The 22,735-nt window shown below is 35.6% G+C and carries 24 protein-coding genes and 1 riboswitch; of the genes, 10 read left to right on the forward strand and 14 right to left on the reverse strand.

The annotated features are described in order from the left end of the window. Positions 1-7: 7 nt before the first annotated feature. The 4 genes from kdpB to AC1M36_RS10385 all read left to right on the forward strand — a co-directional run bounded on the left by kdpB (position 8) and on the right by AC1M36_RS10385 (position 4,584). Positions 8-2,101 carry a potassium-transporting ATPase subunit KdpB gene (gene kdpB, locus AC1M36_RS10370; RefSeq protein WP_479845829.1) on the forward strand — a complete coding sequence of 698 codons (2,094 nt, stop codon included), beginning with the start codon at positions 8-10 and terminating at the stop codon, positions 2,099-2,101. A 19-nt stretch (positions 2,102-2,120) separates the two neighbouring features. Continuing rightward, positions 2,121-2,699, forward strand: a complete 579-nt coding sequence (kdpC, locus tag AC1M36_RS10375; RefSeq protein WP_431613302.1) for a K(+)-transporting ATPase subunit C — start codon at positions 2,121-2,123, stop codon at positions 2,697-2,699. A gap of 63 nt (positions 2,700-2,762) precedes the next feature. After that, positions 2,763-3,908 carry a KdpD-like non-kinase potassium sensor gene (gene kdpDN, locus AC1M36_RS10380; RefSeq protein ID WP_431613301.1) on the forward strand — a complete coding sequence of 382 codons (1,146 nt, stop codon included), beginning with the start codon at positions 2,763-2,765 and terminating at the stop codon, positions 3,906-3,908. A 121-nt stretch (positions 3,909-4,029) separates the two neighbouring features. Further along, complete coding sequence (locus tag AC1M36_RS10385) at positions 4,030-4,584, forward strand: cupin domain-containing protein (protein WP_336450658.1); 555 nt, start codon at positions 4,030-4,032, stop codon at positions 4,582-4,584. A gap of 246 nt (positions 4,585-4,830) precedes the next feature. Here the strand turns inward: AC1M36_RS10385 and AC1M36_RS10390 are convergent, their stop codons facing one another. Next, positions 4,831-6,039, reverse strand: coding sequence for an MFS transporter (locus AC1M36_RS10390; protein ID WP_479845830.1), 1,209 nt, complete (start codon positions 6,037-6,039; stop codon positions 4,831-4,833). 149 nt (positions 6,040-6,188) lie between these two features. On the opposite strand from AC1M36_RS10390, the gene AC1M36_RS10395 reads away from it, so the two are divergent. The 3 genes from AC1M36_RS10395 to AC1M36_RS10405 all read left to right on the forward strand — a co-directional run bounded on the left by AC1M36_RS10395 (position 6,189) and on the right by AC1M36_RS10405 (position 7,951). Beyond that, positions 6,189-6,650: a MarR family transcriptional regulator gene (locus AC1M36_RS10395; protein ID WP_336450660.1), complete on the forward strand. Its 462-nt coding sequence runs from the start codon at positions 6,189-6,191 to the stop codon at positions 6,648-6,650. A 127-nt stretch (positions 6,651-6,777) separates the two neighbouring features. Beyond that, the gene (locus AC1M36_RS10400) at positions 6,778-7,632 is read left to right on the forward strand and encodes a patatin-like phospholipase family protein (RefSeq protein ID WP_336450661.1); all 855 of its coding nucleotides are present in this window, start codon (positions 6,778-6,780) and stop codon (positions 7,630-7,632) included. A gap of 85 nt (positions 7,633-7,717) precedes the next feature. Then, a complete protein-coding gene (locus AC1M36_RS10405) occupies positions 7,718-7,951 on the forward strand; it encodes a hypothetical protein (RefSeq protein WP_336450662.1) in 234 nt (77 codons plus the stop codon). Between the two features lie 54 nt (positions 7,952-8,005). Here the strand turns inward: AC1M36_RS10405 and AC1M36_RS10410 are convergent, their stop codons facing one another. The 4 genes from AC1M36_RS10410 to AC1M36_RS10425 all read right to left on the reverse strand — a co-directional run bounded on the left by AC1M36_RS10410 (position 8,006) and on the right by AC1M36_RS10425 (position 13,180). Continuing rightward, positions 8,006-9,019: an ABC transporter permease gene (locus AC1M36_RS10410; protein WP_479845831.1), complete on the reverse strand. Its 1,014-nt coding sequence runs from the start codon at positions 9,017-9,019 to the stop codon at positions 8,006-8,008. Beyond that, complete coding sequence (locus AC1M36_RS10415; RefSeq protein ID WP_479845832.1) at positions 8,997-10,484, reverse strand: sugar ABC transporter ATP-binding protein; 1,488 nt, start codon at positions 10,482-10,484, stop codon at positions 8,997-8,999. Before AC1M36_RS10415 ends, AC1M36_RS10410 begins: the two co-directional genes overlap by 23 nt. Next, entirely contained in the window at positions 10,481-11,596 is a 1,116-nt protein-coding gene (locus AC1M36_RS10420) for a sugar ABC transporter substrate-binding protein (protein ID WP_431613297.1), read from the reverse strand. Before AC1M36_RS10420 ends, AC1M36_RS10415 begins: the two co-directional genes overlap by 4 nt. Before the next feature lie 88 nt (positions 11,597-11,684). Next, a riboswitch (SAM riboswitch) is annotated at positions 11,685-11,789 on the reverse strand. A gap of 89 nt (positions 11,790-11,878) precedes the next feature. Beyond that, a complete protein-coding gene (locus tag AC1M36_RS10425; RefSeq protein WP_241818212.1) occupies positions 11,879-13,180 on the reverse strand; it encodes an NCS2 family permease in 1,302 nt (433 codons plus the stop codon). 231 nt (positions 13,181-13,411) lie between these two features. On the opposite strand from AC1M36_RS10425, the gene AC1M36_RS10430 reads away from it, so the two are divergent. From AC1M36_RS10430 to AC1M36_RS10440, 3 genes are all read left to right on the forward strand, one after another. After that, a complete protein-coding gene (locus AC1M36_RS10430; protein ID WP_479845833.1) occupies positions 13,412-14,278 on the forward strand; it encodes an SDR family oxidoreductase in 867 nt (288 codons plus the stop codon). A gap of 119 nt (positions 14,279-14,397) precedes the next feature. After that, complete coding sequence (locus AC1M36_RS10435) at positions 14,398-15,159, forward strand: L,D-transpeptidase (protein WP_336450667.1); 762 nt, start codon at positions 14,398-14,400, stop codon at positions 15,157-15,159. Positions 15,160-15,374: 215 nt separating this feature from the next. Next, complete coding sequence (locus AC1M36_RS10440; protein ID WP_336450668.1) at positions 15,375-15,647, forward strand: hypothetical protein; 273 nt, start codon at positions 15,375-15,377, stop codon at positions 15,645-15,647. A 126-nt stretch (positions 15,648-15,773) separates the two neighbouring features. Here the strand turns inward: AC1M36_RS10440 and AC1M36_RS10445 are convergent, their stop codons facing one another. The 9 genes from AC1M36_RS10445 to AC1M36_RS10485 all read right to left on the reverse strand — a co-directional run bounded on the left by AC1M36_RS10445 (position 15,774) and on the right by AC1M36_RS10485 (position 22,681). Continuing rightward, the gene (locus tag AC1M36_RS10445) at positions 15,774-15,989 is read right to left on the reverse strand and encodes a DUF1540 domain-containing protein (RefSeq protein ID WP_336450669.1); all 216 of its coding nucleotides are present in this window, start codon (positions 15,987-15,989) and stop codon (positions 15,774-15,776) included. 72 nt (positions 15,990-16,061) lie between these two features. After that, on the reverse strand, positions 16,062-16,481 hold the full coding sequence (locus tag AC1M36_RS10450) for a thioredoxin family protein (RefSeq protein WP_336450670.1): 420 nt from the start codon (positions 16,479-16,481) through the stop codon (positions 16,062-16,064). 12 nt (positions 16,482-16,493) lie between these two features. Continuing rightward, the gene (locus tag AC1M36_RS10455) at positions 16,494-16,913 is read right to left on the reverse strand and encodes a disulfide formation protein C (RefSeq protein ID WP_336450671.1); all 420 of its coding nucleotides are present in this window, start codon (positions 16,911-16,913) and stop codon (positions 16,494-16,496) included. 143 nt (positions 16,914-17,056) lie between these two features. Then, positions 17,057-17,908, reverse strand: coding sequence for an LCP family protein (locus tag AC1M36_RS10460; RefSeq protein ID WP_336450672.1), 852 nt, complete (start codon positions 17,906-17,908; stop codon positions 17,057-17,059). A 128-nt stretch (positions 17,909-18,036) separates the two neighbouring features. Continuing rightward, a complete protein-coding gene (locus tag AC1M36_RS10465) occupies positions 18,037-18,285 on the reverse strand; it encodes a YhdB family protein (protein ID WP_336450673.1) in 249 nt (82 codons plus the stop codon). Between the two features lie 121 nt (positions 18,286-18,406). Further along, on the reverse strand, positions 18,407-18,913 hold the full coding sequence (locus tag AC1M36_RS10470; protein ID WP_336450674.1) for a PCYCGC motif-containing (lipo)protein: 507 nt from the start codon (positions 18,911-18,913) through the stop codon (positions 18,407-18,409). 58 nt (positions 18,914-18,971) lie between these two features. After that, positions 18,972-20,072 (reverse strand): GerAB/ArcD/ProY family transporter, encoded by a 1,101-nt coding sequence (locus AC1M36_RS10475; protein WP_336450675.1) that lies wholly within the window; start codon positions 20,070-20,072, stop codon positions 18,972-18,974. A 12-nt stretch (positions 20,073-20,084) separates the two neighbouring features. Then, on the reverse strand, positions 20,085-21,167 hold the full coding sequence (locus AC1M36_RS10480) for a Ger(x)C family spore germination protein (RefSeq protein ID WP_336450676.1): 1,083 nt from the start codon (positions 21,165-21,167) through the stop codon (positions 20,085-20,087). Beyond that, positions 21,164-22,681: a spore germination protein gene (locus tag AC1M36_RS10485; RefSeq protein ID WP_336450677.1), complete on the reverse strand. Its 1,518-nt coding sequence runs from the start codon at positions 22,679-22,681 to the stop codon at positions 21,164-21,166. The genes AC1M36_RS10480 and AC1M36_RS10485 overlap by 4 nt, the downstream gene beginning before the upstream one ends. Between the last annotated feature and the right edge of the window lie 54 nt (positions 22,682-22,735).

Raw genomic sequence — 22,735 nt, forward strand, 5'->3', positions numbered from 1 at the left:
AATAAACATGAGACCAGCTATGGTGAAAGAGAAGCATATACAAGCCGTGCCATCTCCAAAACGAGAAGATGGTGAAATAAGAAGCGCGAAAACAATGGATCGTGATATTGTATCAACTGCTTTAAAACAATCCATTGTAAAGTTAAATCCGAAGCAAATGGTTAAAAATCCAATTATGTTTGTTGTGGAAATTGGCTTTTTCATTACATTGATTTTATCAATTGTACCGAGCTTATCAACAAATGTTCCATTATGGTTCAATATAACAGTTACACTCGTTCTATTATTTACAGTTCTCTTTGCAAATTTTGCAGAAGCGTTGGCAGAAGGACGGGGAAAGGCACAAGCTGATTCGTTAAAACAGTCGAAAAAAGATGTCTTTGCTAATATTGTAAAAGAAAATGGAGAGGTTACGAGAGTTTCAGCATCTAGTTTGAAAAAGGGTGACATCGTTCTTGTGAAACAAGGCGAGATGATCCCAGGTGATGGAGAAGTTATACGCGGTTTAGCATCGGTAGATGAATCCGCTATTACAGGGGAATCAGCCCCAGTAATGAAAGAAGCGGGCGGCGATTTTTGTTCTGTGACAGGCGGAACGATGGTTGTGAGTGATGAAATTACGATACAGATTACAAGTAATCCAGGTGAGTCGTTTTTAGATAAAATGATTTCGTTAGTCGAAGGAGCAACACGTCAAAAAACGCCAAATGAAATTGCGTTAAATACAGTACTAACTAGCTTAACATTAATCTTTTTAATTGTAGTTGTCACACTGCCGTTATTTACGAATTATTTAGGTTTTCAAATTGATACATCGATTCTCGTTGCCTTACTTGTTTGTTTAATTCCAACAACAATTGGTGGATTGTTATCTGCGATTGGGATAGCTGGGATGGATCGTGTCACAAAGTTTAATGTACTTGCAATGAGCGGGAAAGCAGTAGAAGCAGCAGGGGATATCAATACGATCATCTTAGATAAAACGGGTACCATTACATTTGGGAATCGTATGGCGCATACTTTGTTACCTGCCGGAAATGAAACAATTGAAAAATTAGCAAAATGGGCGGCGCTTAGCTCTGTATTAGATGAAACACCAGAAGGCCGTTCCGTTATTGAGTATGTAAACTCAAAAGGTCTTTCTTACAATGCGTCAGAAGCAGAAACAGGAGAATTTGTTCCATTCAAAGCAGAAACAAGAATGAGTGGTGTTGATTTAAACGATGGAGTAAAGGTAAGAAAAGGAGCTGTTGGAGCGGTCGTTGATTGGGTGCAGTCTCAAGGTGGAACGATTCCGAAAGATTTACATCAAAAGGCAGATTTGATTGCAAAAGAAGGTGGAACACCACTTGCGGTTGCAGCGGGGAATCGTATTTTCGGTTTAATCTATTTAAAGGATACTGTAAAACCGGGTATGCGTGAGCGATTTGAACAACTTCGTCAAATGGGGATTAAAACCGTAATGTGTACGGGTGATAATCCATTAACAGCGGCAACGATTGCCAAAGAAGCGGGGGTAGATGAATTTGTAGCAGAATGTAAGCCAGAAGATAAAATAGCTGTTATTAAAGCAGAGCAAGAAAAAGGAAAATTAGTTGCAATGACGGGTGATGGTACGAACGATGCACCGGCACTTGCACAGGCTGATGTTGGCCTTGCGATGAATAGTGGTACAGCGGCGGCGAAAGAAGCAGCGAATATGATTGATTTAGATTCCAATCCAACGAAAATTATTGAAGTGGTAGCAATTGGAAAACAGTTATTGATGACGCGTGGTGCATTAACGACATTTAGTATTGCAAATGATATTGCGAAGTATTTTGCGATTATACCTGCAATGTTTACAGTGGCAATTCCGCAAATGGAAGCATTAAACATTATGGGGTTACATTCGCCATTTTCAGCCATTCTTTCAGCGCTCATTTTTAACGCAATCATCATCCCAATGTTGATTCCGCTAGCAATGAAAGGAATTTCTTATAAACCGATGAGTTCGAATGCATTGCTCTCGCGTAACTTATTTATTTACGGTTTTGGCGGTGTACTTGTACCATTTATCGGTATTAAACTCATTGATTTAGTCGTTGGACTATTCATTTAATAGAGAAGGGGACATACTCATGACAGAAAAACAAAGTTTCTTAGGACCCGTCGTTCGTTTAACTGGTGTGCTTGTTGTGTTATGTGGATTGATTTATCCATCTGCGGTAACTGGGGTTGCACAAATAACGATGAAGGATAATGCAGATGGAAGTTTAATATATGATAAAGGTAAAGTAATTGGTTCTAAATTAATCGGTCAAGAATTTAAATCTCCAAAATATTTTCAAGGGCGTATATCCAGTATTGAGTATAAAGCAGAAGGTTCTGGATCTAATAACTATGCGCCTTCTAATCCGGAACTACTGCAACGTACAGAACAAAGTATTGAAAAATGGAAAAAAGATAATCCTTCTGTACCAGTAACTGAAGTGCCGATGGATCTAATTACAAATTCAGCTTCTGGACTTGATCCAGATATTAGTCCAAAATCCGCATACGCACAGGTGGATCGTGTTGCGAAAGAAACACAAATTTCAAAAGACAAATTAAAAGATATGATTGCTTCACATACAGAAGGTCGTGCACTTGGTTTATATGGGGAAGAACGTGTCAATGTATTAAAGTTAAACATCGAAGTGCAAAAACTAACAAAATAATAGATAAACTACCTCAATCCATATCGATTGAGGTAGTTCGTTTTGTAAGGATGTGATAAGAATATGTACGCTGAAAATGATGAACCCACATTTCAAAGAAGATCACCAGAGGAATATTTAGAGGAAATAAGGAGAATGAATCGAGGGAAATTGAAGCTATATGTAGGTGCTGCTCCAGGAGTAGGAAAAAGTTATAAAATGTTGTTTGATGCGCAGGAAATGAAAAAAGAGAACATTGATATTGTCATTGGTTTAATTGAAACACATGGAAGAAAAGAGACAGAAGAAGCAATTGCTGATTTAGAAAAAGTCCCTTTAAAAGAAATAAACTATAAAGGAAAAGTATTTTATGAGCTTCATGTAGAAGGGATTATAAAGAGAGCACCACAAGTAGTTGTTGTCGATGAACTAGCACATAGCAATATCCCAGGATCAAAACATAAAAAGAGATATATGGATGTAGAAGAACTATTAGAGGCGGGAATATCAGTATTATCAGCGTTTAATATCCAACATTTAGAAAGCGTTCATGATATTGTAGAACAAATTACAAACGTAAAAGTACGAGAGCGCATTCCAGATTTTATTTTACAAAAAGCAAATGAGATTCAACTTGTTGATGTAACACCGGAAGTGCTGCGGAAACGATTAATTGATGGAAAGATATATAAGGAAGAAAAAATTCAGAAAAGCTTACAAAACTTTTTTACAGTTAATAATTTAGGAGCTTTGAGAGAGTTATCGCTTAGAGAAGTTGCAGACGATATGGATGATAAAATTAGCCAATCGGTAATGGATCCAATAGGTGTAAAGGAAAAAATTCTCGTTTGTGTGCAATATAGTTCAACAGCAGAGAAATTAATACGGCGTGGTTGGCGTATGGCAGATCGATTAAATGCTGAATTATATGTATTAAATGTTGAAAGAGAAAAGATAGAATCATTATCGGTAAGCAAAAGGCAAACAATTGATGAGTGGCAATCATTGACGAATCAATTTCATGCTACGTTTTTGTTGGAAGAAGCAAAAGGAAGAAAACCAGCTGATGTCATTATTGAAGTTGCAAAACGATTACAGGTCACTCAAATTTTACTCGGTCAATCAGCAAGAACAAGATGGGAAGAAATTAGAAAAGGATCTATTGTAAATGAAATTATGAGGCAAACGAAGCATATTGATATTCATATTGTTGCTGATCAAAGAGTGTAAAGTGTTTCTTTGAAATAAAGTTTGATCATCTATTACTGCCCATTTATCCCCATTTTGCATCCATATAAATAGGCAGCTGCATAGGATAAAAGGTAAATGAAATCATGAGAGGAGCATGAATATGTACCGTAAATCATGCCATCACTATCAGTGGGAAAATCCAATGCATAGCAATTGGAATAACAACAATTGGATATATAATTGGAATCCTTATTATTGTAATAGGAACAATAACAACTGGAATCCTTATTACGGAAGCAGCAGATTAACAGATTATGGACCGAAACCATTTGTAGTGAATATTGACCAAGCTACTAAGCAAAATAATACTTACCGCACCGCTTTATGGACAGGGGAAAACTTACAGGTGACTCTGATGAGTATTCATGTTGGAGGTGATATCGGTTTAGAGGTCCACCCGACAACTGATCAATTCATACGTATTGAAGAAGGTCAGGGGCTTGTTCAAATGGGGGATAGCAAAGATAAATTAGATTTTCAAGAAATGGCCTATGATGACTATGCGATTATGATACCTGCTGGAAAATGGCATAATGTAACCAATATGGGTAATATACCACTTAAAATTTACGCTATCTATGCACCGCCAGAGCATCCGTATGGTACAGTTCATGAAACAAAAGCAATTGCCACTGAAGAAAGCCGCTATTACTAATCAACTAATAGGTGCTAATGTTCGATAAAACGTATCTTAAAACGATCAAACTTTTTATAAAAAAATTTAAATTTGCTGAAGAAGACTCCATTTTGATCAATCTTTTTTCAAAATGGAGTCTTCTTATATACTTTAAAATATAAGTTTGTGGGGTGTTTTTAATCAGACTTTATTCAAAAACTACATAAAGCGAGAATGTCTAAGTCCAGGAAAAGAGCTGTTCTCGGATACTCTCTTTTTTGCTTGTTATTTAGCCTTTTGAATTTCTGCGTTTCTTACAGGATGATGAGCTAGCTTTTTCATCGAATATAAGACCACGATTAGAAAAAGAACTGCCCCTGTAAAGAAGATCCAAAAGTAATTTTGATTAAATAATAGAAAACCACCTACAATTGGTCCCATGCCCATTCCAATATAACGAATAAAGTTATAAATTCCAATGGCAGTTGCTCTTTCTTCTACAAATTCTTCTGTTAATAAAGTGGTATGTGTCGGCATGGATAACCCCATGCTAAAACCGTATAGGGATATGACAAGGAGAACCGTGGGAATACTTAGATGGTATGTGAAAGAGAATAGAATGACGCATATGATATTGAAAAAGCTAGTAATCAGTAAAGCTTGTTTTGTAGTAAGGAATCTTTGTAAAAACTTGTAGCAATAACTTCCTAGCATAATACATAAGGACATTGGTACAAATATCATTCCAATTTCACCTGCATTTTGATGAAATAAATTTGTGAGTATGCTAGGTAAAAAAACGAGAAAACAAAAGTAAATACAAAACTGTATAAAGCCAATGATTGCGATAGAAAATCCAGTGTTATTTCTTAAAATACTCCGATAAGGCTTAGCTTTTTTAGCTGTTTTAGGCAGAGCGGGTTTTGTTTCTGGTAGCAATGTAACATTTACAATTAACAGGAATACACCAATTGTAGATAAGAATAGAAAAATAGATACGTGACCATTTATATTTCCAAGATAACCGCCTATGAGAGGACCTACAGCAGGAGCAAGGGCAAGTATCATTTGGTAAAGACTCATCGCTTTTCCGCGTTCCTTTCCTTCGAATAAGTCACCAATAATGGTAGCAGCTACAACAGGAATGGCTGCTATTCCTATTGCTTGAACGGCTCTGAAAATAAGAAATATATAAATATTTGCTGTAAAAGCACAGCCAATGGTACCGATTGTACTGATGAATAGGCTAGGAATCAAAATATATTTTCGCCCTTTTGTATCAATGAATGGTCCATAAATAAGCTGCATAATGGCAAGAACAAAAGTAAAAATAGAGACAGTTAAATTTACAAGATAAAGAGAGGTGTGAAAGGAATCTTGAATCATTGGTAAAATAGGTGTGTAAATATTTTGAGCAAAAGAACCTAATAGAGCACTCAGGCAAACAATGTATAGAATGGAGTTTAATCTTGATGAAGATAATGAATGTCTCATAATAAACCCTCCTTAATTTAGTTTCCTCGGAAACTAAATTAATTTTAACATTATTTTCTCACTTGTAAAGATAAAAAAATGATTTTACAATGGTATATAGTTAAATTGTTTCTATGGAAACTTAAACCGTATTATGGAGGGGATCCGATTTGGACCGTACATTAAGGCAAATAGAAATACTTTCGGATATTCGCACACTTGTTCATAAGAAAGAAGAGCATATGAAGGAAAATGATGAGCGGTTTCTTCGTGAGACAGGTGTAAGCGGTATGTCTCTATCAGAACTACACGTAATTCAATGCATAGGAACAAAAGGTTTAATGAATGTGACAGCGATTACGGAAGAGATGGGAATGACAAAGGGAGCCATTTCTAAAATTTGTACAAAATTGTTTCATAAACAATTTGTTGAAAAGATGAAAATGCTAGATAATCAAAAAGAAATATTTTTCCGTTTAACAGATAGTGGAAATGAAATTTATATAGCACATGAGACACTTCATCAACAAGCTGAAGAGAAGTGGCTATTACTTTTAAGTCAATATACAGAAGAGGAATTGTCATTGATTCAAAGGTTTATAAAGGATGTAGGAGCGCATTTAGAAAAGTAGAGGAATAATTTCTGCTCGCATTAAGCCTTCTGAATATGGTTTTTGGAGAGACTCGTATATAATAGAAAGAGATACTTAACAAGATGAATAATTAAAGAGTCTATATATATAAAGAGGAGAGAAAACAATGCTTGAAAATACGGGGTTAGTATTAGAAGGCGGCGGTATGCGCGGCGTATATACGGGGGGAATACTAGAATACTTTATGGAACAGGATTTATATTTCCCATATATTATTGGTGTTTCAGCAGGAGCTTGTCATGCGGCGTCATATATTTCAAGACAAAGAAATCGAAATAAAACAGTAAATATTGATTATGCAACACATCCAAGATACTTATCTTACAAAAATTTATGGAAAAAACGACAGCTATTTGATATGGACTTTATTTTTCGTGAAATTCCAGAAAAGCACGTGCCATTTGATTTTGACACATATTTTAATAGTGCAGAGCGTTTTCTAGTAGGGACGACAGACTGTGAAACAGGTAAACCAATGTATTTTGAAAAAGAAGGTACAAATGAAGATGCATTGACGTTACTACAAGCATCTAGCTCATTGCCATTTATCGCACCAGTTGTAAATTATCGTGGTAAACAATTATTGGATGGCGGCATTTCGGACCCAATTCCAGTTCGAAAAGCGCAAAAAGATGGCTATGAGAAATCAGTTGTTATTTTAACGAGAAATCATGGATATGCTAAGAAAAAATCAAAATTTGGATGGATTGCAGCGAAGGCTTATAAGAAATATCCACACCTTGTAAATACAATGCTAACTCGCTATGAAACATACAATGAGACGCTTCATTACATTGAAAAAGAAGAATTAGCTGGCAATCTATTCGTCATTCGTCCAGAAGTGCCACTTCAAGTAGACCGAATGGAAAAAGACCCACAAAAACTGCAAAATTTATATGAGCAAGGATATAAGGATGCTGCGAGACAGTTTGCGGATTTACAGGCGTTTTTACAAAGTTAATGGATGGAAAACCTCTTAAAGAGGTTTTCTTGTTTTTTAAATAGATTGAATATAAAATCTATTACTTTTCAATATGTGGTATAATATGGATATAACATTTGAAGGAATGGTACATATGGGAAATGTATATAAAGGACTTCGGCACACTGGGTATTTGGCAATGATTATTTTTGGCGGCGTATTTCTATTACGCTTTATGATTCATGATGAATTTTTATTAGATCAACTCATTGGTTTCAGCGCGGGACTGGTGATGTTTATTTCTTCGTTTTTGATTCAAAAGTATAGTAAAGAATTGCAAATGAATGAAGAGTATTAGAAAAAAGCCTTGGTTCACTCAAAATTTGTGAACCAAGGCTTTTTGTTTCCCTCGCTATTTGCGAGTAAGCTTCTTTTTTGTAAATGAAAATGCAAGTGCACCAATTAAGATACTACCTTTTATAATATCTTGTGCATAATAAGGAACATTCATCATTGTTAAACCATTTAATATAATTCCAATTAAGATAGAACCAAGAAATGTTCCAATTACATTTGGCTTTTTTGCGCCAAACATTGCATAGCCAATATAAGCAGCTGCAACGGCATCCATTAGCAATGGTGCGCCAGCTGAAACTTGCCCTGTTCCAATTCTGCTACTCAAAATAATCCCACCAATCGAGGCGAATAAACCACTAATCATATAAGCATATAAACGATAACGATCTGTAGGAATTCCAGCTAGTCTAGCAGCTTCGCGATTTCCACCTGTTATATAAAAGAAACGACCATACGTTGTTTTTTCTAGAAATAGATAGGAAATGAGAACTGCTGTAAGCATGATAATAACAGGAACTGGGATGCTAGCAAGAGCCCCTTGACCGATAAATAGAAAGGATGGAATAAAATGTCCTGAAGCAGTTCCGTTTGCTCCAGACATTCCTTCGTAAATAGAAGATCCTTTTGAAAATGTTAAGTGTACGCCATTAACAATATACATGACACTTAGTGTAGCTAGTAAGTCAGGTAATTTAATACGAATAATAAGTAGTGCATTTAACAACCCGACTAATAGGCCACAAAGAATAGGGATAAGGAGTGTCATCCATAATTCTTGGCGATATAAAACGAGACATGCAGCAGAGGCGATTGTTGCTAGGCTAGCTGTAGAGCCAACTGACAAATCAAATCCATCAACAATTAATGTGAAGGTGACCCCAATTGCAAGTAATGTAACGATAGAAACGGAACGTAAAATGTCACTAATATTGTTATAAGTTAAAAAAGAATCATTTACAATTGAGAAGAAAATTGTCACGCCTATAATAATAGCAATTGTACTAAATTGATAAAAAAGATTAGTAGATAGGAATGTTTTTTTCGTTTTAGTTTCGTGAACTAGATTCAACGGAATAGCTCCCTTCAGATAAATGTAAAAGTTGTTCAGGTGAAAGTTCATGAGGAAGGTATTCACCTATAAATTCTCCATTCACTAGTATTAAAATACGATCAGCAATGTGTAATGCTTCATCCTGTTCGCCTGTAAAGTAGAGAACGGAACTTCCCTTCTCTGTAATGTGCCGAATAAATTGAAAAATGTCTTGTTTTGCAGCTACGTCGACACCTTTTGTTGGTTCATCTAAAAGAAAGAGATTGGGCTTAAAGCCAGTCCATTTCGCAATAGAAACTTTTTGCTGATTACCACCGCTAAGTGAATGGACGGAAGTTTTTGGATTACTTGGTGAAATGCTGAAAGAAGTGATAGCCGTTTCAGCACAGCTGATTTCTAATTTTTTTTGTTTCCAACCTAATTGATGTAAATTCATATGCTCTATAATGTTTTCAGATAAGAATAATCCTTGTTTTCGTCTTTCTTCAGGTACAAGTGCAATCTTTGCTTCAATGGCATCGCGTGGTGTCTTAATGGTTATATTTTTATCATTTATCGTTGCTTGATAAGCATGGCGAGCACCAAATAATGTTTCCGCAAGTGTTGTTTTCCCGCTTCCGATTAATCCATATATAACAATTGTTTCTCCTTTTCGAATAGTAAGCGAAACAGGAGAACGATTTTTGTGTAACTGAAGATGATGAACTTGAAATATATCTTCTGTATGTTGCTTCGTTTTTGTATTTACAGGAATTGAAAGCTGTTTTCCTGTCATTGCTTCAACAATTTTTTGGTCAGTAATCTTTGTGATCGTTTCTGATAATGCAACGGTACCATTTCGTAATATAGTTACAACATCTGCAAATTTTCTGATTTCTGATAAGCGATGGGAAATTAATACGATTCCAATTCCTTGCGCCTTTAATTGCTGCAATAGCTTACCAAAGTTTTCAACTTCTTTTGGCCCAAGTGAAGAAGTTGGTTCATCTAATAAAAGATAACTTGTGTTATTAGATAATGCTCTTGCAATAAGAAGTAATTGTTTTTCATGTAAAGAACAGTTTGAAATATCTTCCCAAACGTTTAAATCGATGTGCACGGCTTGCAAATATTTTTTAGCAAGCTGTGTTAGTTGTGATTTTGAGAATAGAATTTTACTATTTAGTGCTAAATAATCGATTAGTAGATTTTCTAATACAGACAAATTTGGAATAAGCCCGTGATCTACTTCTTGTGTAACGAAAGCAATACCATGTTTTTTTGCATCTCTTGGCGAAGTGAAAGAAATGGTTTGTTCATTAATTTTTATCTTGCCGGCAACTGGACGGATTTCGCCAGTTGCTATTTTTAATAAGGTGCTTTTTCCTGCACCATTCATTCCAAGTAACGCATGAATTTTTCCCTTTTGTACCTCTATGGAAACATCTTGTAGCACAGGGGTAGTTGTATAAGAATGTGTGATGTTTTGAAGTGAGAATGTCATCGTTTTTTCTCCTTCTCTAATTTGTTCATCCAAGGTGAGTACGCATCTTTTGAATTTCCCCAGCCGCTTATGTATTTAGACAATTGTTCCATAGTGATACTTTCTGTAGGTAAACTATTTTTCTTTACAATGTATGGGTCTAACGAGTAAATATCTGGCGTATGTTCGCCGGCAATTTTTTTATACAGGAAGCGTACCTGTACTTTACCTACTTCAGCTGGATCAGTTGCAGTTGTGGCAGCCCAAGGTGAGTTTTCTTTTTGCATTAATTGTAAATCTTCGTTGCTTAAATCAATGCCGTATACTTTTATATCAGTGCGACCAGCTTGTTCAAGTGCTTTTACAGCCCCTTTGGCAAATTCATCCCAAGAAGCAAAAATAGCATGTAAATCGCCTTTGTTAGGATATTTCTTTAATAATGCTTCTACTTGTGTTTGTGTATCTAGTGGCGTGTTATTACTAGCAGTACCGAATCGAGCTACTTCTTTTATATTTGGATAACGTTTATAAAATGCATCAATGATAACGCTGCGACGTTCCATTGGAGCAAAGCCGCCAACCCATACTACAGCTATATTTCCTTTTCCATTTAAATCTTCAGCTAATGTTTTTAACGACTTCCATGCGAGACTATAGTCATCTTGATCAATAACGGTTACACCAGGTAAACGTAAATCATTATCAAATGCGACTATTGGAATGTTTGCTTGTAAGGCTTTTTCTACGCCTGGCTTTAGTGCCTCAGAGCGACCGTGATCAATTAAAATCCCATCAACTTTTGAATTAATCGCAGTATCTAGATTTGCTGCCATTTTCGCTAAGTCATTGTCGGAATTGTATACTTGTACGCTACCACCAAATTGTTCAATTTGCTTTTTTACCCCCTCAATATATTGGGAGGAGAATGTTCCGATAGACATTTGCATAATTAAAGCAACTTTTAACGGTTTTTGCACTTGTTTTGGAATTTCTGTCTGTGAATTACTTTGTGAAGAGGTCGTTTCTTTTTTTACGGTTTGTTGTTTCTGTGAAGAAACAGCATCTTGTTCATTTGTACAAGCTGTTAATGTGAACAAGAGAATGATTAATAAGATGGAACATAATTTCTTCATAAAAAAATCCCTCCTGAATGTAAGAAGAGAGGGGAGGAGAGGAAATAAAAAACGCCTTTTCAAAGAGAAAAGACGTCTTATCACGTTACTCTTATCTTTCAACACAATGTGTTGTAAGAATTAGCACCGTGCCCATTATGGGTCGGTTGCCGGGCTTCGTAGGGCTCATCCCTCCACCTGCTCTTGATAAGACATCAAATATTCAACTAGTTCGAATTATTCCACATTTATATAATGTTGTCAAACACTTTTCATAAAAAAAATTCCTCATTACGAGGAATTTTAATGCGGTAAGAAAATCAACTGATAAGCAAACAAAATACCAAATACGTATACAAGTGGATGTACAGCGCGGAATTGTCCTTTTGCCATTTTCATAAGTGGATATGAAATGAATCCAAGTGCAATACCTGTTGCGATACTTGATGTAAGTGGCATGCTTAAGATTACTAAGAATGCAGGGAATGCTTCGTCGAATGTATCCCAATCGATGTGACGTACAGAGCCCATCATTAAGCTACCAACAATAATTAATGATGGAGATGTAATTGCTGATACGCCAGAAACAGCGCCTACTAGAGGACCGAAGAATGCAGCAACCGCAAATAATGCAGCAACTGTAATTGTTGTTAAACCAGTACGTCCACCAGCTGCAACACCTGCAGATGATTCAATGTACGCTGTTGATGGTGTTGTTCCGAACATAGAACCGATCGTTGCTGAGAAAGAATCAGATAAAAGAGCGCGTCCTGATTTCGGCAGTTTGCCATCTTTCATAAATCCACCTTGCTGTGCAACACCAAGTAGTGTACCTGTTGTATCGAATAGCGTAACAAGGAAGAAAGAGAATACTACGCCGTATAGTCCGTAATTAATGACATCAGAAACAGCTGTAATTGGGTTAGAAACAATAATTCCTTCTGGTAATCCAGGCATTGATGTAATGCCGTTTGAGAATGTTAACTGTCCTGTGAAATAAGCGATAATTCCTGTTAATAACATACCGAAGAATAATGCGCCGTTTATGTTTAAAGACATAAGAATAAGTGTGATTCCAAGACCAGCTAATGCAAGTAGTACTGGAGCAGAGTGAAGGTCTCCAAGGCCAACTAAGTTTGAGTCATGTTTCACTACAATTCCTGTCATACGTAAACCGATAAAAGCAATAAATAAGCCAATCCCAGCAGTAATTGCATGTTTTAAGTTTTCAGGAATAGCTTCCATTAGTTTTGTACGGAATGATGTGAATGATAACAAAATTAAAATCATGCCTGCTACGAATACAGCAGAGAATGCAATTGTAAATGTCATGCCTTCATGCGCTTTTACAACAGAGTAAGAGAAATAAGCGTTAAGCCCCATACCCGGTGCAATTGCAATTGGTAAGTTTGTGAAGATTGCCATAAATAATGTTCCGACAACAGCTGCAATAATTGTCGCTGTAAATGCTTGTTCAAATGGAACACCTGCATCACCAAGGATGATAGGATTTACGACAATAATATATGCCATTGTTAAGAAGGTAATGATACCTGCCATAATTTCAGTTTTAATAGAAGTTTTATGTTTTGAAAGGTTAAACATATAAACATCCTTTCTGTTCACGAATAATTGTCACAACAGTTATATATAATATTCGTTTTTTAACTGTATTGCAAGAGTTTTGCATAAAAAGTTTATAACAATTCATATTTTATGTCTTAATTTCGAATATTAATCGTAAGATTGCTTCTATATTTCGGCTTTTCACGTATAAGTACTTTTCATTATTGTGTACATCATAAGAAAGAGAAATGAGAAGGAGCTGAAAGATACATGACAGAACAAAAAAAGTTTTTAACGTTGCCACCGCAACACCAAAATAAACAACCAGGAATAGAATCGATGATGGACCCTCTTCCGAAGTACGAGGACCCTAATTACCGTGGTAGTGAAAAATTAAAAGGGAAAAATGTACTTATTACAGGAGGAGATAGTGGAATTGGAAGGGCAGTTGCCATTGCTTTTGCTAAAGAGGGCGCACATATTGCTATTGCTTATTTAGATGAGCATGCAGATGCAAATGAGACGACAAGACTTGTGGAAAAACAAGGTGTGAAATGTATATTATTTCCGGGTGATTTAAGTAGTGAACAACATTGTCAGAACATTGTAAAGGAAGCGGCTTCGCAACTAGGTGGTCTGAATATTGTTGTAAATAATGTTGCCCAGCAATATCCGCAGCAAAGTTTGGAATACATTACAGCGCAGCAACTTGAAAAAACATTTCGCGTTAATATTTTTTCTTATTTTCACGTTACAAAAGCCGCTCTCGCACATTTAAAAGAGGGTGATGTAATCATAAATACAGCTTCTATTGTAGCGTATGAAGGAAATGAGCAACTCATTGATTATTCTGCAACAAAAGGAGCGATTGTTGCTTTTACGCGTTCGCTCGCAAAGTCTTTAGTTCAAAAAGGGATTCGTGTAAATGGAGTTGCGCCAGGTCCGATTTGGACACCGCTTATTCCAGCAAGTTTCGATAAGAAAAAGGTAGCTGAATTTGGAAGTAATGTTCCCATGAAGAGACCTGGTCAACCATACGAACTAGCACCTGCATATGTATATTTAGCTTCAGGAGATTCAACATACGTATCAGGACAGATTCTTCATGTGAATGGTGGTGTGATTGTAAATGGATAAAAATAAGAGGGAAGGAGCTTTGTATTTTCATTCATAAGAATAGAACTCATAGTAAAAGCTAATATTGTGCCATTATATATTATGGTCAACTTTAAAGGGAGATGCTTGGGGGGATATGAATGAAAAAAGTATGTTTCGTTGTAGTACTCTTTTTCTGTCTACCAATTAGCACTTTTGCTAGTAGCGATCATTTAATACTAATTAACCTTAAGACAAATCAATTATCTTTTTTTGAAAATGGAAACTATATAAAAACGTTTCCTGTTACAACTGGAAAGCGCCAAACGCCGACTCCTGAAGGTACATTTTGTATCATTAATAAATATAAAAACAAAGAATATCATCGTAAGAAGATTCCAGGTGGTGCACCGAACAATCCACTTGGAACAAGGTGGCTCGGTTTAAATGAAAAAGAATATGCAATTCATGGTACAAATCGAGAAGGAACCATTGGAGGAAGGGAATCAAATGGTTGTATTCGTATGCATGATCGCGATATACAATGGTTATATGACCGGGTATCGTTACAAACAAAAGTCATTATTTCGCAGTTTTATACATCGCCAGAATATGCAGCTCATAAACTTGGATATCGTGTTACAAGCTGGAATGGACGAGTAATGGAAGAGGAACAAATTGGAATAGTAACACTTGTGGATCGCATGAATATATTTTGGCAAGAACCTAATGGTCAATTTACGAAAGTAAAAACGGTATTACCAAATGAACGATATGCCATTTATTCAAAGGGGCAAAATGGCAGCTATTATATAGGAAATAATTTGTATATTATGGATGAAACAGGGGAGAAAATTCGTTATGAGCAAGTTCCTTATTCCATTTTAAGTAATATTTATAAACGGAAATATAATGTACAGTAAAAGCTATCGTCTATTTACGATAGCTTATTTATTGTATAAATAAAAATCGAACCTCCTTTTTGGGGGTGGGAGAGAGGATTCGTCCATGCATAGGAGCGGCTTATATGTTGAAAAATCAAAATGAATTTATATAGAAAAATGTAATTAGCCTGCCCAATCGCAACTATTCTGTTCTTGTGAATATAATACAGTACAGATTGGAGGGCGGACGCGTTATGAGAAAAGGGAATAGCCAATTTGCATTTAAAATCTTTTTGATAACGAATTGTTTATTTATTATTTATTTGTATGTGTCATTTATGTTTGGTTTTTATATTACCTTTATTGATTTAATACTTTTAGTTGGCTTTATTTGGTCCTTTATTGAAGCAAGGGAAGGAGAAGATGGAATATATCGCTGGATAACATTATTTGGAAGCGTTTTTATATTGATTTTGTATATGACGCTGATGCATGATGCTTGGAAATATGGAATTATTATGATGTAGAAGCATATTTTTAGCAGTATGCTTCTACATCTTTAAGCGTTGGAAGAGAAGCGATTGCACTATAGTTTGTACATATTATGTATGAAAGAAAAATCCCCACCTCAAAAAGGGATGGGGACTCATGTATTAATATTTCGGTCTAAACGTCTGGCAACATGTTTCAACGCTTGTTGTCGCAGAACTTTCAAGCGTTTCGCCTGTTAAGGCCGAATTTGTATAAGAGTCAGTATCTGATTGATTCGTGTTTTGATCGTCAGGCTGAACAAAGATTGCGCTTGCTTGACAAAAGTTACCTTGTCCCCAAAATGAACAATTGGAAACAGAACAGCGTACTTCTGGCATAAAATCCCCTCCTTATACATTAGTGTGGGAATTTCCCTAGCTTTCATGTATAGAAGGAGTTTCCTTTTCTCGTTACTTTTTGTTTTCCTTAAACCATTTTTCAAAAGTTTCTTTTGGCTTTTCGCCATGAATACGACTTACCTCTTTGCCATCTTTGAAATGAATAATTGTTGGCGTTCCTTCAATTTTATAATCATCCCAAGTTGAGTTGTCGTTTAAAATATCAATAACTTTCATATCAATGTTCATGTCTTTCGCCATTGGAACAACGATAGGTGAAACTTTCTCGCAATATTGACAACCTGTTTGATAGAAATACACAGTTTGTTCTTTCTTTTCTTCATTATTTTTGCGAATATCTGAAGAGGTAATTTTATTTGTGTAATAATTCTTTCCTTGTTCTTCTTTATTTTTACTTTCCATTTGTGTGACAGCAAAAATAGCTGCAAATAAGACGATAATAATACCGCCGAAGATAAGCATTTTTTTCATGATTTCATCTCCTTATTTGTTTTTAATTACAATAAAGCTACAAATTGCAATCGTGATAAATCCGATAAGTGCTAAAAACGGGATTGTGACGAATCCAAACCAATTTATATATTGTCCCGTACAAGGCACGCGACCACAAGCTGCTCCTGCTTCTGAGAATGCGGAAACTTTTTGAATCGCATAATGATAGAGCGAAATACAGGCACCGATACTTGCAATTGGTAAAGAGTATGTAGCAATGCGGTAGTCTTTTTTTACAACTGCAATACCGAGCCATAAAACAAATGGATACATAAAAATACGTTGATACCAACAAAGTACACAAGGCTCAAACTTCATGATTTCGGAAAAATATAAGCTTCCAAGTGTCGCAATAAAAGAAGCTCCCCAGGCAGTAAACAATGCATATTCTTGTTTTTTCTCACGTTCCATGTCTTTTACCTCTCTTATAATAGTTACATACTAAATTATAGTATGAAGAGGACAAGAAAATAAAGAGAAAATATTTTTATCAAGGAAAGTTTTGTGAGGAGAAAACTTGGAAATGAAAAAAACAAGGTGTATACACCTTGTTCCTAAGGGCGGTTTACAGCTTTTGTTACATTGAAAAATTCTTGAATGGCTTCTTTATTTGTTTCTTGATTCATTTTTAAGACGGAACCAGCATGTTCGATAAAAGCTGATTCATATTCTTTATCAATTGGAATTCGCATCGTTTCCATTTTATCAATGGGCTGAAACAGAATACTATTTCCAAGTGTAAATAGAGTTCCTATATCTAAGTTTGTTTTTATATACGGAGAGAGTTCGTGTGCCATTATTGGTAAACTCAGGGCCCCGTCTATAGAGTGAACCTTATCAGTAAGCGTTTGTTTTAATGCTTGAAGTACTTCCTGTTGCCGTTTCACCCGTCCAAAATCACTTTCAGTATCATGACGAAAACGTGCGTACTTTAGTAAATCTTTCCCATGAAGAGTTTGCACGCCTGGCTGTAAATGTAATCCCATATCATCGATTATTGTTTGTGTAACATTTACGTCAATCCCTTCAGGTGCGACAGTATCTACAGTTTTTACAAATGCTTCAAAATCAATCGTGACGTAATGAGAAACGTCGATTCCAAAATTATGTTGGATTGTCTTTCGTAATAATTCAGGGCCACCATAGTAATGGGCAGCATTAATTTTATTATATTTTTTATCATAAGAAGGAATTTCTACATAACTATCCCGCATAATGGAAGCGAGTTTTGCTGTCTTTTCTTTTTTATTGTACTGGGCAATCATAATTGTATCAGCACGAGCTTGTCGTTCACCTCGTGAATCGCTGCCGATAATTAAGATATTCCATACGTCTTTTTCCTGTTTTACTCCGTGAAACGAATGAGGATTATTCGCTTTTTCACAACCGATAAGCAATATAATCATACAGAGAAATACGCACAAGGATTTATGCAAAGAATCACGTCCATCCATTATTGATATATGTATTATGAACGGTTATATGGAAAAATATTCAAAAATCGCTATTCTCGAGAGGGAGAATAGCGCTTCGTTTACATCTGCATTTGGTCTATTTCTTCTATATGTGACTTTTGTGAGGCATGGTCGATATATTGAAATAGAAGTTGCAGCTGTTTGTCCACTTCTGGTAGTTCTTTTGCATATTTGTAAGCATGTAAAAAATGCTCGATTCGTTTAGAAAATAATTGATCATCGGTTTGTACCATTAAAACAAGCAACTTATCCCAATTACAACAATACGTGTAATAGAGAGCTTTATCGTAGTCGTTATATGTGTGCATTGTGTACCCTCCTTACTGAGGAGTTATATATAGTGTACACCAAGCAAGAAGAAAAACACTTGAAAGAATTTGTTAAGGAAAATGTTATGTGAAAAATAAAAAACGAGGAAATTCCTCGTTTTTACGCGTTTGGCATTGGGGTAGGCGTTGGTTTTGCGTAGCCCTCTTTATATTTATTATCAATGTAGTTTCGAATTTCAAGAGTGGATTTTCCTTTTTGTTGCATCGATGCAGATTCGACCGCAATTTCTAAACAGTTTACACAGGTAGTTGCGTGAGAATCCCAAACAACTTCTCCACTTGGTTTAATTTCTTGGATAAAACAGTTTTTATTGTTTTTATGTCCTACACTTTCTCCGCATCCACAGTAACAAGGTATCCAATTTAATAATTCGGCATTTTTTCCTGCAACTGCATAGATATCCTTCATTTGTGGGTCTAGTTTGTCCAAAAATGTTGGGAGTGTGTCAATCCCTTTTGTCGTTTCTTGGATATCACCTTGCTGAGAATGGGAAGCGTGTTCTTCTTTAGCTTCTTTAGGTTCAGAAGATTGTTGTTTGTCTGCAACGCCGCATCCAGAAAGCAAAAGACTGCTTATTACAAGTAGAGAGAATAGATACTTTTTCATCTGCATGTCCCCTTTGTTTTTGTGTTAGTAAAATTGTATCAAACTCTCTAATGCTTTCCTATGAAGAAGTTTTATTTTGTTTATTTTTTAGGCGCCATCGAATGGAGTGCCATAGAAAAAGGAGAGGGATATAGACATATACAATGTACATACCCGTCTCGGATAAAACTGTATTTAATGTGTTGATACTTTCTCGGTTTGTAAAAAATAAGGAAGCGATGTATACGACAAGAATAAAAAAAGGTAGTGTGATTTTAAATGGGATACGGAATGAACGCTTCATAGACTGACAAGAGGACCATATTGTTAAACAGAGATTTGGCAAAATGATAAGAAACCATATAAAAATAATAATATATTCAAACCGCTGAATAAAAGGGATTTTAATAATTTTTAACATGGTTAATGTAGGCCAAATTGTATGCTTTAGTAGTCCTTCACTATAGTACATAAAAGAGATAAGCGCTAAAAGTACATAAAGAATGGTTGTGAAAGCAGCACCACCATGTGCCCATCTTTTTAGAGATTTTCCTTTTTCAATAAGTGGATAAAAGAAAAGTAGCGCTTCAAATCCTAGAAATTCTAAAGCAGAGTCTTTCGTTGATTTCACAATCTCCAAAGGTGAGTGAGTGAGAATGGGTAGAACATTACGAAAATGTGCGTATTTCATTGGAAAAATTAAAAAGAACAATACGAAAATAGGTAGTATAATTCCCCAAAAACACATTCCAGTTACAGAACGGAACCCACCTTTGATAATATAGTAAGTGATTAATAAAAAGATTAAAGTTAGTTTCCATAATTTAAGGGTCGGGAATACCCAAACTTGAATTACTTCGACATATGTACGAAGGACAGTGAGACAAAATAATAAAAAATAAATCGTAACAAGCAAAGAAAATAAGGAACCGATCCATTTTCCAAAGCATGTTGTATGAATATTGATGAGGTCGTTATCTTTTTCCAACATTTTTAGCATACAAAACAATACAAGGTGAGTTGCAATTCCCGCGAGAATAAGGGAAATCCAAGCGTCATAACCGGCACTTTTTGTAATAATGCGTTGATAACCTAAAATTCCGACTCCAACTTGAAGAGAGTGAATCAAAAAAAATACGAAGTAAGGGGAAACAGTTATTTCTTTACTGGTTGTATCCATCTTATCACCTCACTATTCTCCGATACCAGATTGTACAACGTTAACATCAGCTTCAATATTAATATCTATAGATGGATACATTGCTTGAATTTGTTGTATGCTCCATTTTCTTGACCGACTTCTAATTTGGTCGCGTATTCCTAAAGGGTCTATTTTTTTTTGCTGGAATTGCTGAACCAATTTTTGAGACTGATTTCTAATACTTTTCTCTACTTGATTTTTTATAGAGTTTATATGTTCCTTTTTCGATAAATCAAGCCAACTAGGGGAGTTTTTTATTAATCCGTTTAATTTTAAGCGGATGGTTACTTTAGGAGTAGCGCCTGTTTGATCAACGTGATAGGCACTTTTTCCGGATAAATTTTGTGTTACGACAAGACCTTTATGATTATCTTTTTTTATTTGTGCTTCATAACGACCATTTTTAGTCGGATTAAGGAGCAATTTTACTAAAAAGGAGTCTTTTTTATCGGTATACATTACCACTTTGTCCTCTTTTAAAAAGGCAAGACCTTTTACAGAAGCTGCATGATTATCAGCGATTTGAATGTAAGGAAGAAATGGATCGCATACAAATGAATAATAATTATATAAAAAAACATTTAAAGCTGTCCGAGGAATATTTTCATTCATTATATTTTGTTCAAGTAAGTCAGATAGGTACAATGAACCGTTTGGTGCGACATGATTTAGAAGTTCTTCGACTGAACCATCTACAAGTGCTAACTGTACATCTCGTCCAATATTAGGATCACGTTGTAAATTGTTGATGATTTCATCAATTCCATGTGAACCAATAGATTTTCCAAATAATACGACACGCATTTGTCCTAAAACAACATTGTGAGGTGATTTTTCATTCAAACGAGAAGCGATCGTTTCAAGAGATCTTGCAGTGGTTGACTGAGTTTTTGGTTTTGTTTTTACACCAAGTGTGTAGTCGGGGTATAAGATTGTACCTTGAAATTTTTTATCTTTTGTTATATCAAATCCAGCTACCTGAATCATTCGTTGCGTATCTACTATATATGTTTGCGTGCAGCCAAATTGGAAGCATAAAAAAATAATTACTGCTAGAAATAGAACGTTTCTCATGTTTTCTCACCATCACGTTTTTGTTTTGCTTTGTTTGGGTTATAGCGCCAGTTTGATTTTGGTCGCAGAAAAGAAGGGCGCTGAGCCGTTTGGCTAAATGGCCAGCGAATGAAACCTTCTGCTGAACCGAAACCACGAAATGGATATAAGGGTAATAAGTAAGGCGATCCAAGTGATTTTAAGTGTAGTAAATGTGCCAATATAAAAACAAATCCTATTATAAGGCCTAGTCCTCCGAACGCACCCGCTAAAAGGATGAGTGGGAATCGGAGTAAGCGAATGGTTGTAGACATTTTCACAGTTGGTGTTGTGAAAGAAGCAAGTGCAGATAAAGCCACGGCGATTAATAGGATTGTACTTGTTAAAGCTGCTTCAACAGAAGCTTGTCCGATTACAATTCCACCAACGATACCGATTGTTTGCCCAACTTTTGTAGGTAAGCGGGCGCCGGCTTCGCGTAATAACTCAATTGTAATTTCTAAAAAAAGTGCTTCTAGGATTGGCGGAAAGGGTACATTGGCTCTAGAAAAAATAATGGGTCCTAGTAAGTCTGCTGGAATCATTTGATAATGAAATGTTAATACAGCAGTATAGATTGCTGAGGAAAATAGAGAAAATATAGCCCCAAAAAAGCGAATCAATCTAAAAGCTGAGCCGACCATCCACGGCAAATAGTAATCCTCTGGTGAAATGAAAAAATCTAATAGTGTTGTCGGTCCAGCTAATGCATAGGGAGAATTGTCTGTTAAAATTAACACTTCACCATTGATTAAAGCAAATACAGCTCGATCAATCCTCTCTGTTGGTAAAAGTAATGGAAAAGGTGAATTACTATTATCACTAATAAATTGTTCAATCATTGTTGCATCAAAGGGAACATCGAAATCAATGTCCTCTAGACGTTGTGTAGCAGTGTTAATATGTTGTTCATTTGTGATTCCGTCTATATAGGCCACTACAACTTTTGTTTTGGATATGGATCCAACAACAATTTCTTTAAAAATTAATTGCTCTGTTACAATAGAGCGGCGTAATAAATGTAGATTCGTATCAATGTTTTCCACAAAACCAATCTTTGGTCCAATTACGCTATATTCATTTTCTGTATCGTTATATAAACGCTTACCAAGGACGGTACTTTCTGCTCGAATTAGAGCATATTGTGCAGCCTTTGATATGTTTTGTAGTTTAACGAGTACATATCCACCCAATAATTTTTCACGAATATCGTCAATGGAAGGTGAGATAACAATGTCTTCAATAGAGACGATGTTAGTTAAGTCAGCAATGTCTTGAACATGTTCTAATTGCTTTTTGATAGGCGTTAAAATAAATTGTTTAATGATGAGTGCTTCTACGACAGATTTATAATAAAAAAGACATAGTGCACTGTCTTCTGTAATGTTGTAAGAAACAAAATCAGTAGATTCTTTCATCGCATGAATAAATTCTGGAATGGTGCAGCTCGTTTTTTTATTTTTAGCCTTAGAATTTTTTCGTGGTAAGCCAAACATATTTTTCACTCTTTTCCCTTATATGGAATGCTCTCGTTAGTTTTTGGGGAAGGC

The sequence above is a fragment of the Bacillus sp. Medicinal_06 genome (assembly GCF_056711665.1).

What these genes read in the sequence shown, in the direction of transcription:
- AC1M36_RS10465 (WP_336450673.1), bottom strand. Translation starts at nt 18,285, where the DNA reads ATGCACACATATAACGACTACGATAAAGCTCTCTATTACACGTATTGT.
- kdpC (WP_431613302.1), top strand. Translation starts at nt 2,121, where the DNA reads ATGACAGAAAAACAAAGTTTCTTAGGACCCGTCGTTCGTTTAACTGGT.
- AC1M36_RS10470 (WP_336450674.1), bottom strand. Translation starts at nt 18,913, where the DNA reads ATGAAAAAGTATCTATTCTCTCTACTTGTAATAAGCAGTCTTTTGCTT.
- AC1M36_RS10455 (WP_336450671.1), bottom strand. Translation starts at nt 16,913, where the DNA reads ATGGAACGTGAGAAAAAACAAGAATATGCATTGTTTACTGCCTGGGGA.
- AC1M36_RS10450 (WP_336450670.1), bottom strand. Translation starts at nt 16,481, where the DNA reads ATGAAAAAAATGCTTATCTTCGGCGGTATTATTATCGTCTTATTTGCA.
- AC1M36_RS10440 (WP_336450668.1), top strand. Translation starts at nt 15,375, where the DNA reads ATGAGAAAAGGGAATAGCCAATTTGCATTTAAAATCTTTTTGATAACG.
- AC1M36_RS10415 (WP_479845832.1), bottom strand. Translation starts at nt 10,484, where the DNA reads ATGACATTCTCACTTCAAAACATCACACATTCTTATACAACTACCCCT.
- AC1M36_RS10485 (WP_336450677.1), bottom strand. Translation starts at nt 22,681, where the DNA reads ATGTTTGGCTTACCACGAAAAAATTCTAAGGCTAAAAATAAAAAAACG.
- AC1M36_RS10420 (WP_431613297.1), bottom strand. Translation starts at nt 11,596, where the DNA reads ATGAAGAAATTATGTTCCATCTTATTAATCATTCTCTTGTTCACATTA.
- AC1M36_RS10460 (WP_336450672.1), bottom strand. Translation starts at nt 17,908, where the DNA reads ATGATTATATTGCTTATCGGTTGTGAAAAAGCGAATAATCCTCATTCG.
- AC1M36_RS10475 (WP_336450675.1), bottom strand. Translation starts at nt 20,072, where the DNA reads ATGGATACAACCAGTAAAGAAATAACTGTTTCCCCTTACTTCGTATTT.
- AC1M36_RS10385 (WP_336450658.1), top strand. Translation starts at nt 4,030, where the DNA reads ATGTACCGTAAATCATGCCATCACTATCAGTGGGAAAATCCAATGCAT.
- AC1M36_RS10390 (WP_479845830.1), bottom strand. Translation starts at nt 6,039, where the DNA reads ATGAGACATTCATTATCTTCATCAAGATTAAACTCCATTCTATACATT.
- AC1M36_RS10445 (WP_336450669.1), bottom strand. Translation starts at nt 15,989, where the DNA reads ATGCCAGAAGTACGCTGTTCTGTTTCCAATTGTTCATTTTGGGGACAA.
- AC1M36_RS10430 (WP_479845833.1), top strand. Translation starts at nt 13,412, where the DNA reads ATGACAGAACAAAAAAAGTTTTTAACGTTGCCACCGCAACACCAAAAT.
- AC1M36_RS10480 (WP_336450676.1), bottom strand. Translation starts at nt 21,167, where the DNA reads ATGAGAAACGTTCTATTTCTAGCAGTAATTATTTTTTTATGCTTCCAA.
- AC1M36_RS10435 (WP_336450667.1), top strand. Translation starts at nt 14,398, where the DNA reads ATGAAAAAAGTATGTTTCGTTGTAGTACTCTTTTTCTGTCTACCAATT.
- kdpDN (WP_431613301.1), top strand. Translation starts at nt 2,763, where the DNA reads ATGTACGCTGAAAATGATGAACCCACATTTCAAAGAAGATCACCAGAG.
- kdpB (WP_479845829.1), top strand. Translation starts at nt 8, where the DNA reads ATGAGACCAGCTATGGTGAAAGAGAAGCATATACAAGCCGTGCCATCT.
- AC1M36_RS10405 (WP_336450662.1), top strand. Translation starts at nt 7,718, where the DNA reads ATGGATATAACATTTGAAGGAATGGTACATATGGGAAATGTATATAAA.
- AC1M36_RS10400 (WP_336450661.1), top strand. Translation starts at nt 6,778, where the DNA reads ATGCTTGAAAATACGGGGTTAGTATTAGAAGGCGGCGGTATGCGCGGC.
- AC1M36_RS10425 (WP_241818212.1), bottom strand. Translation starts at nt 13,180, where the DNA reads ATGTTTAACCTTTCAAAACATAAAACTTCTATTAAAACTGAAATTATG.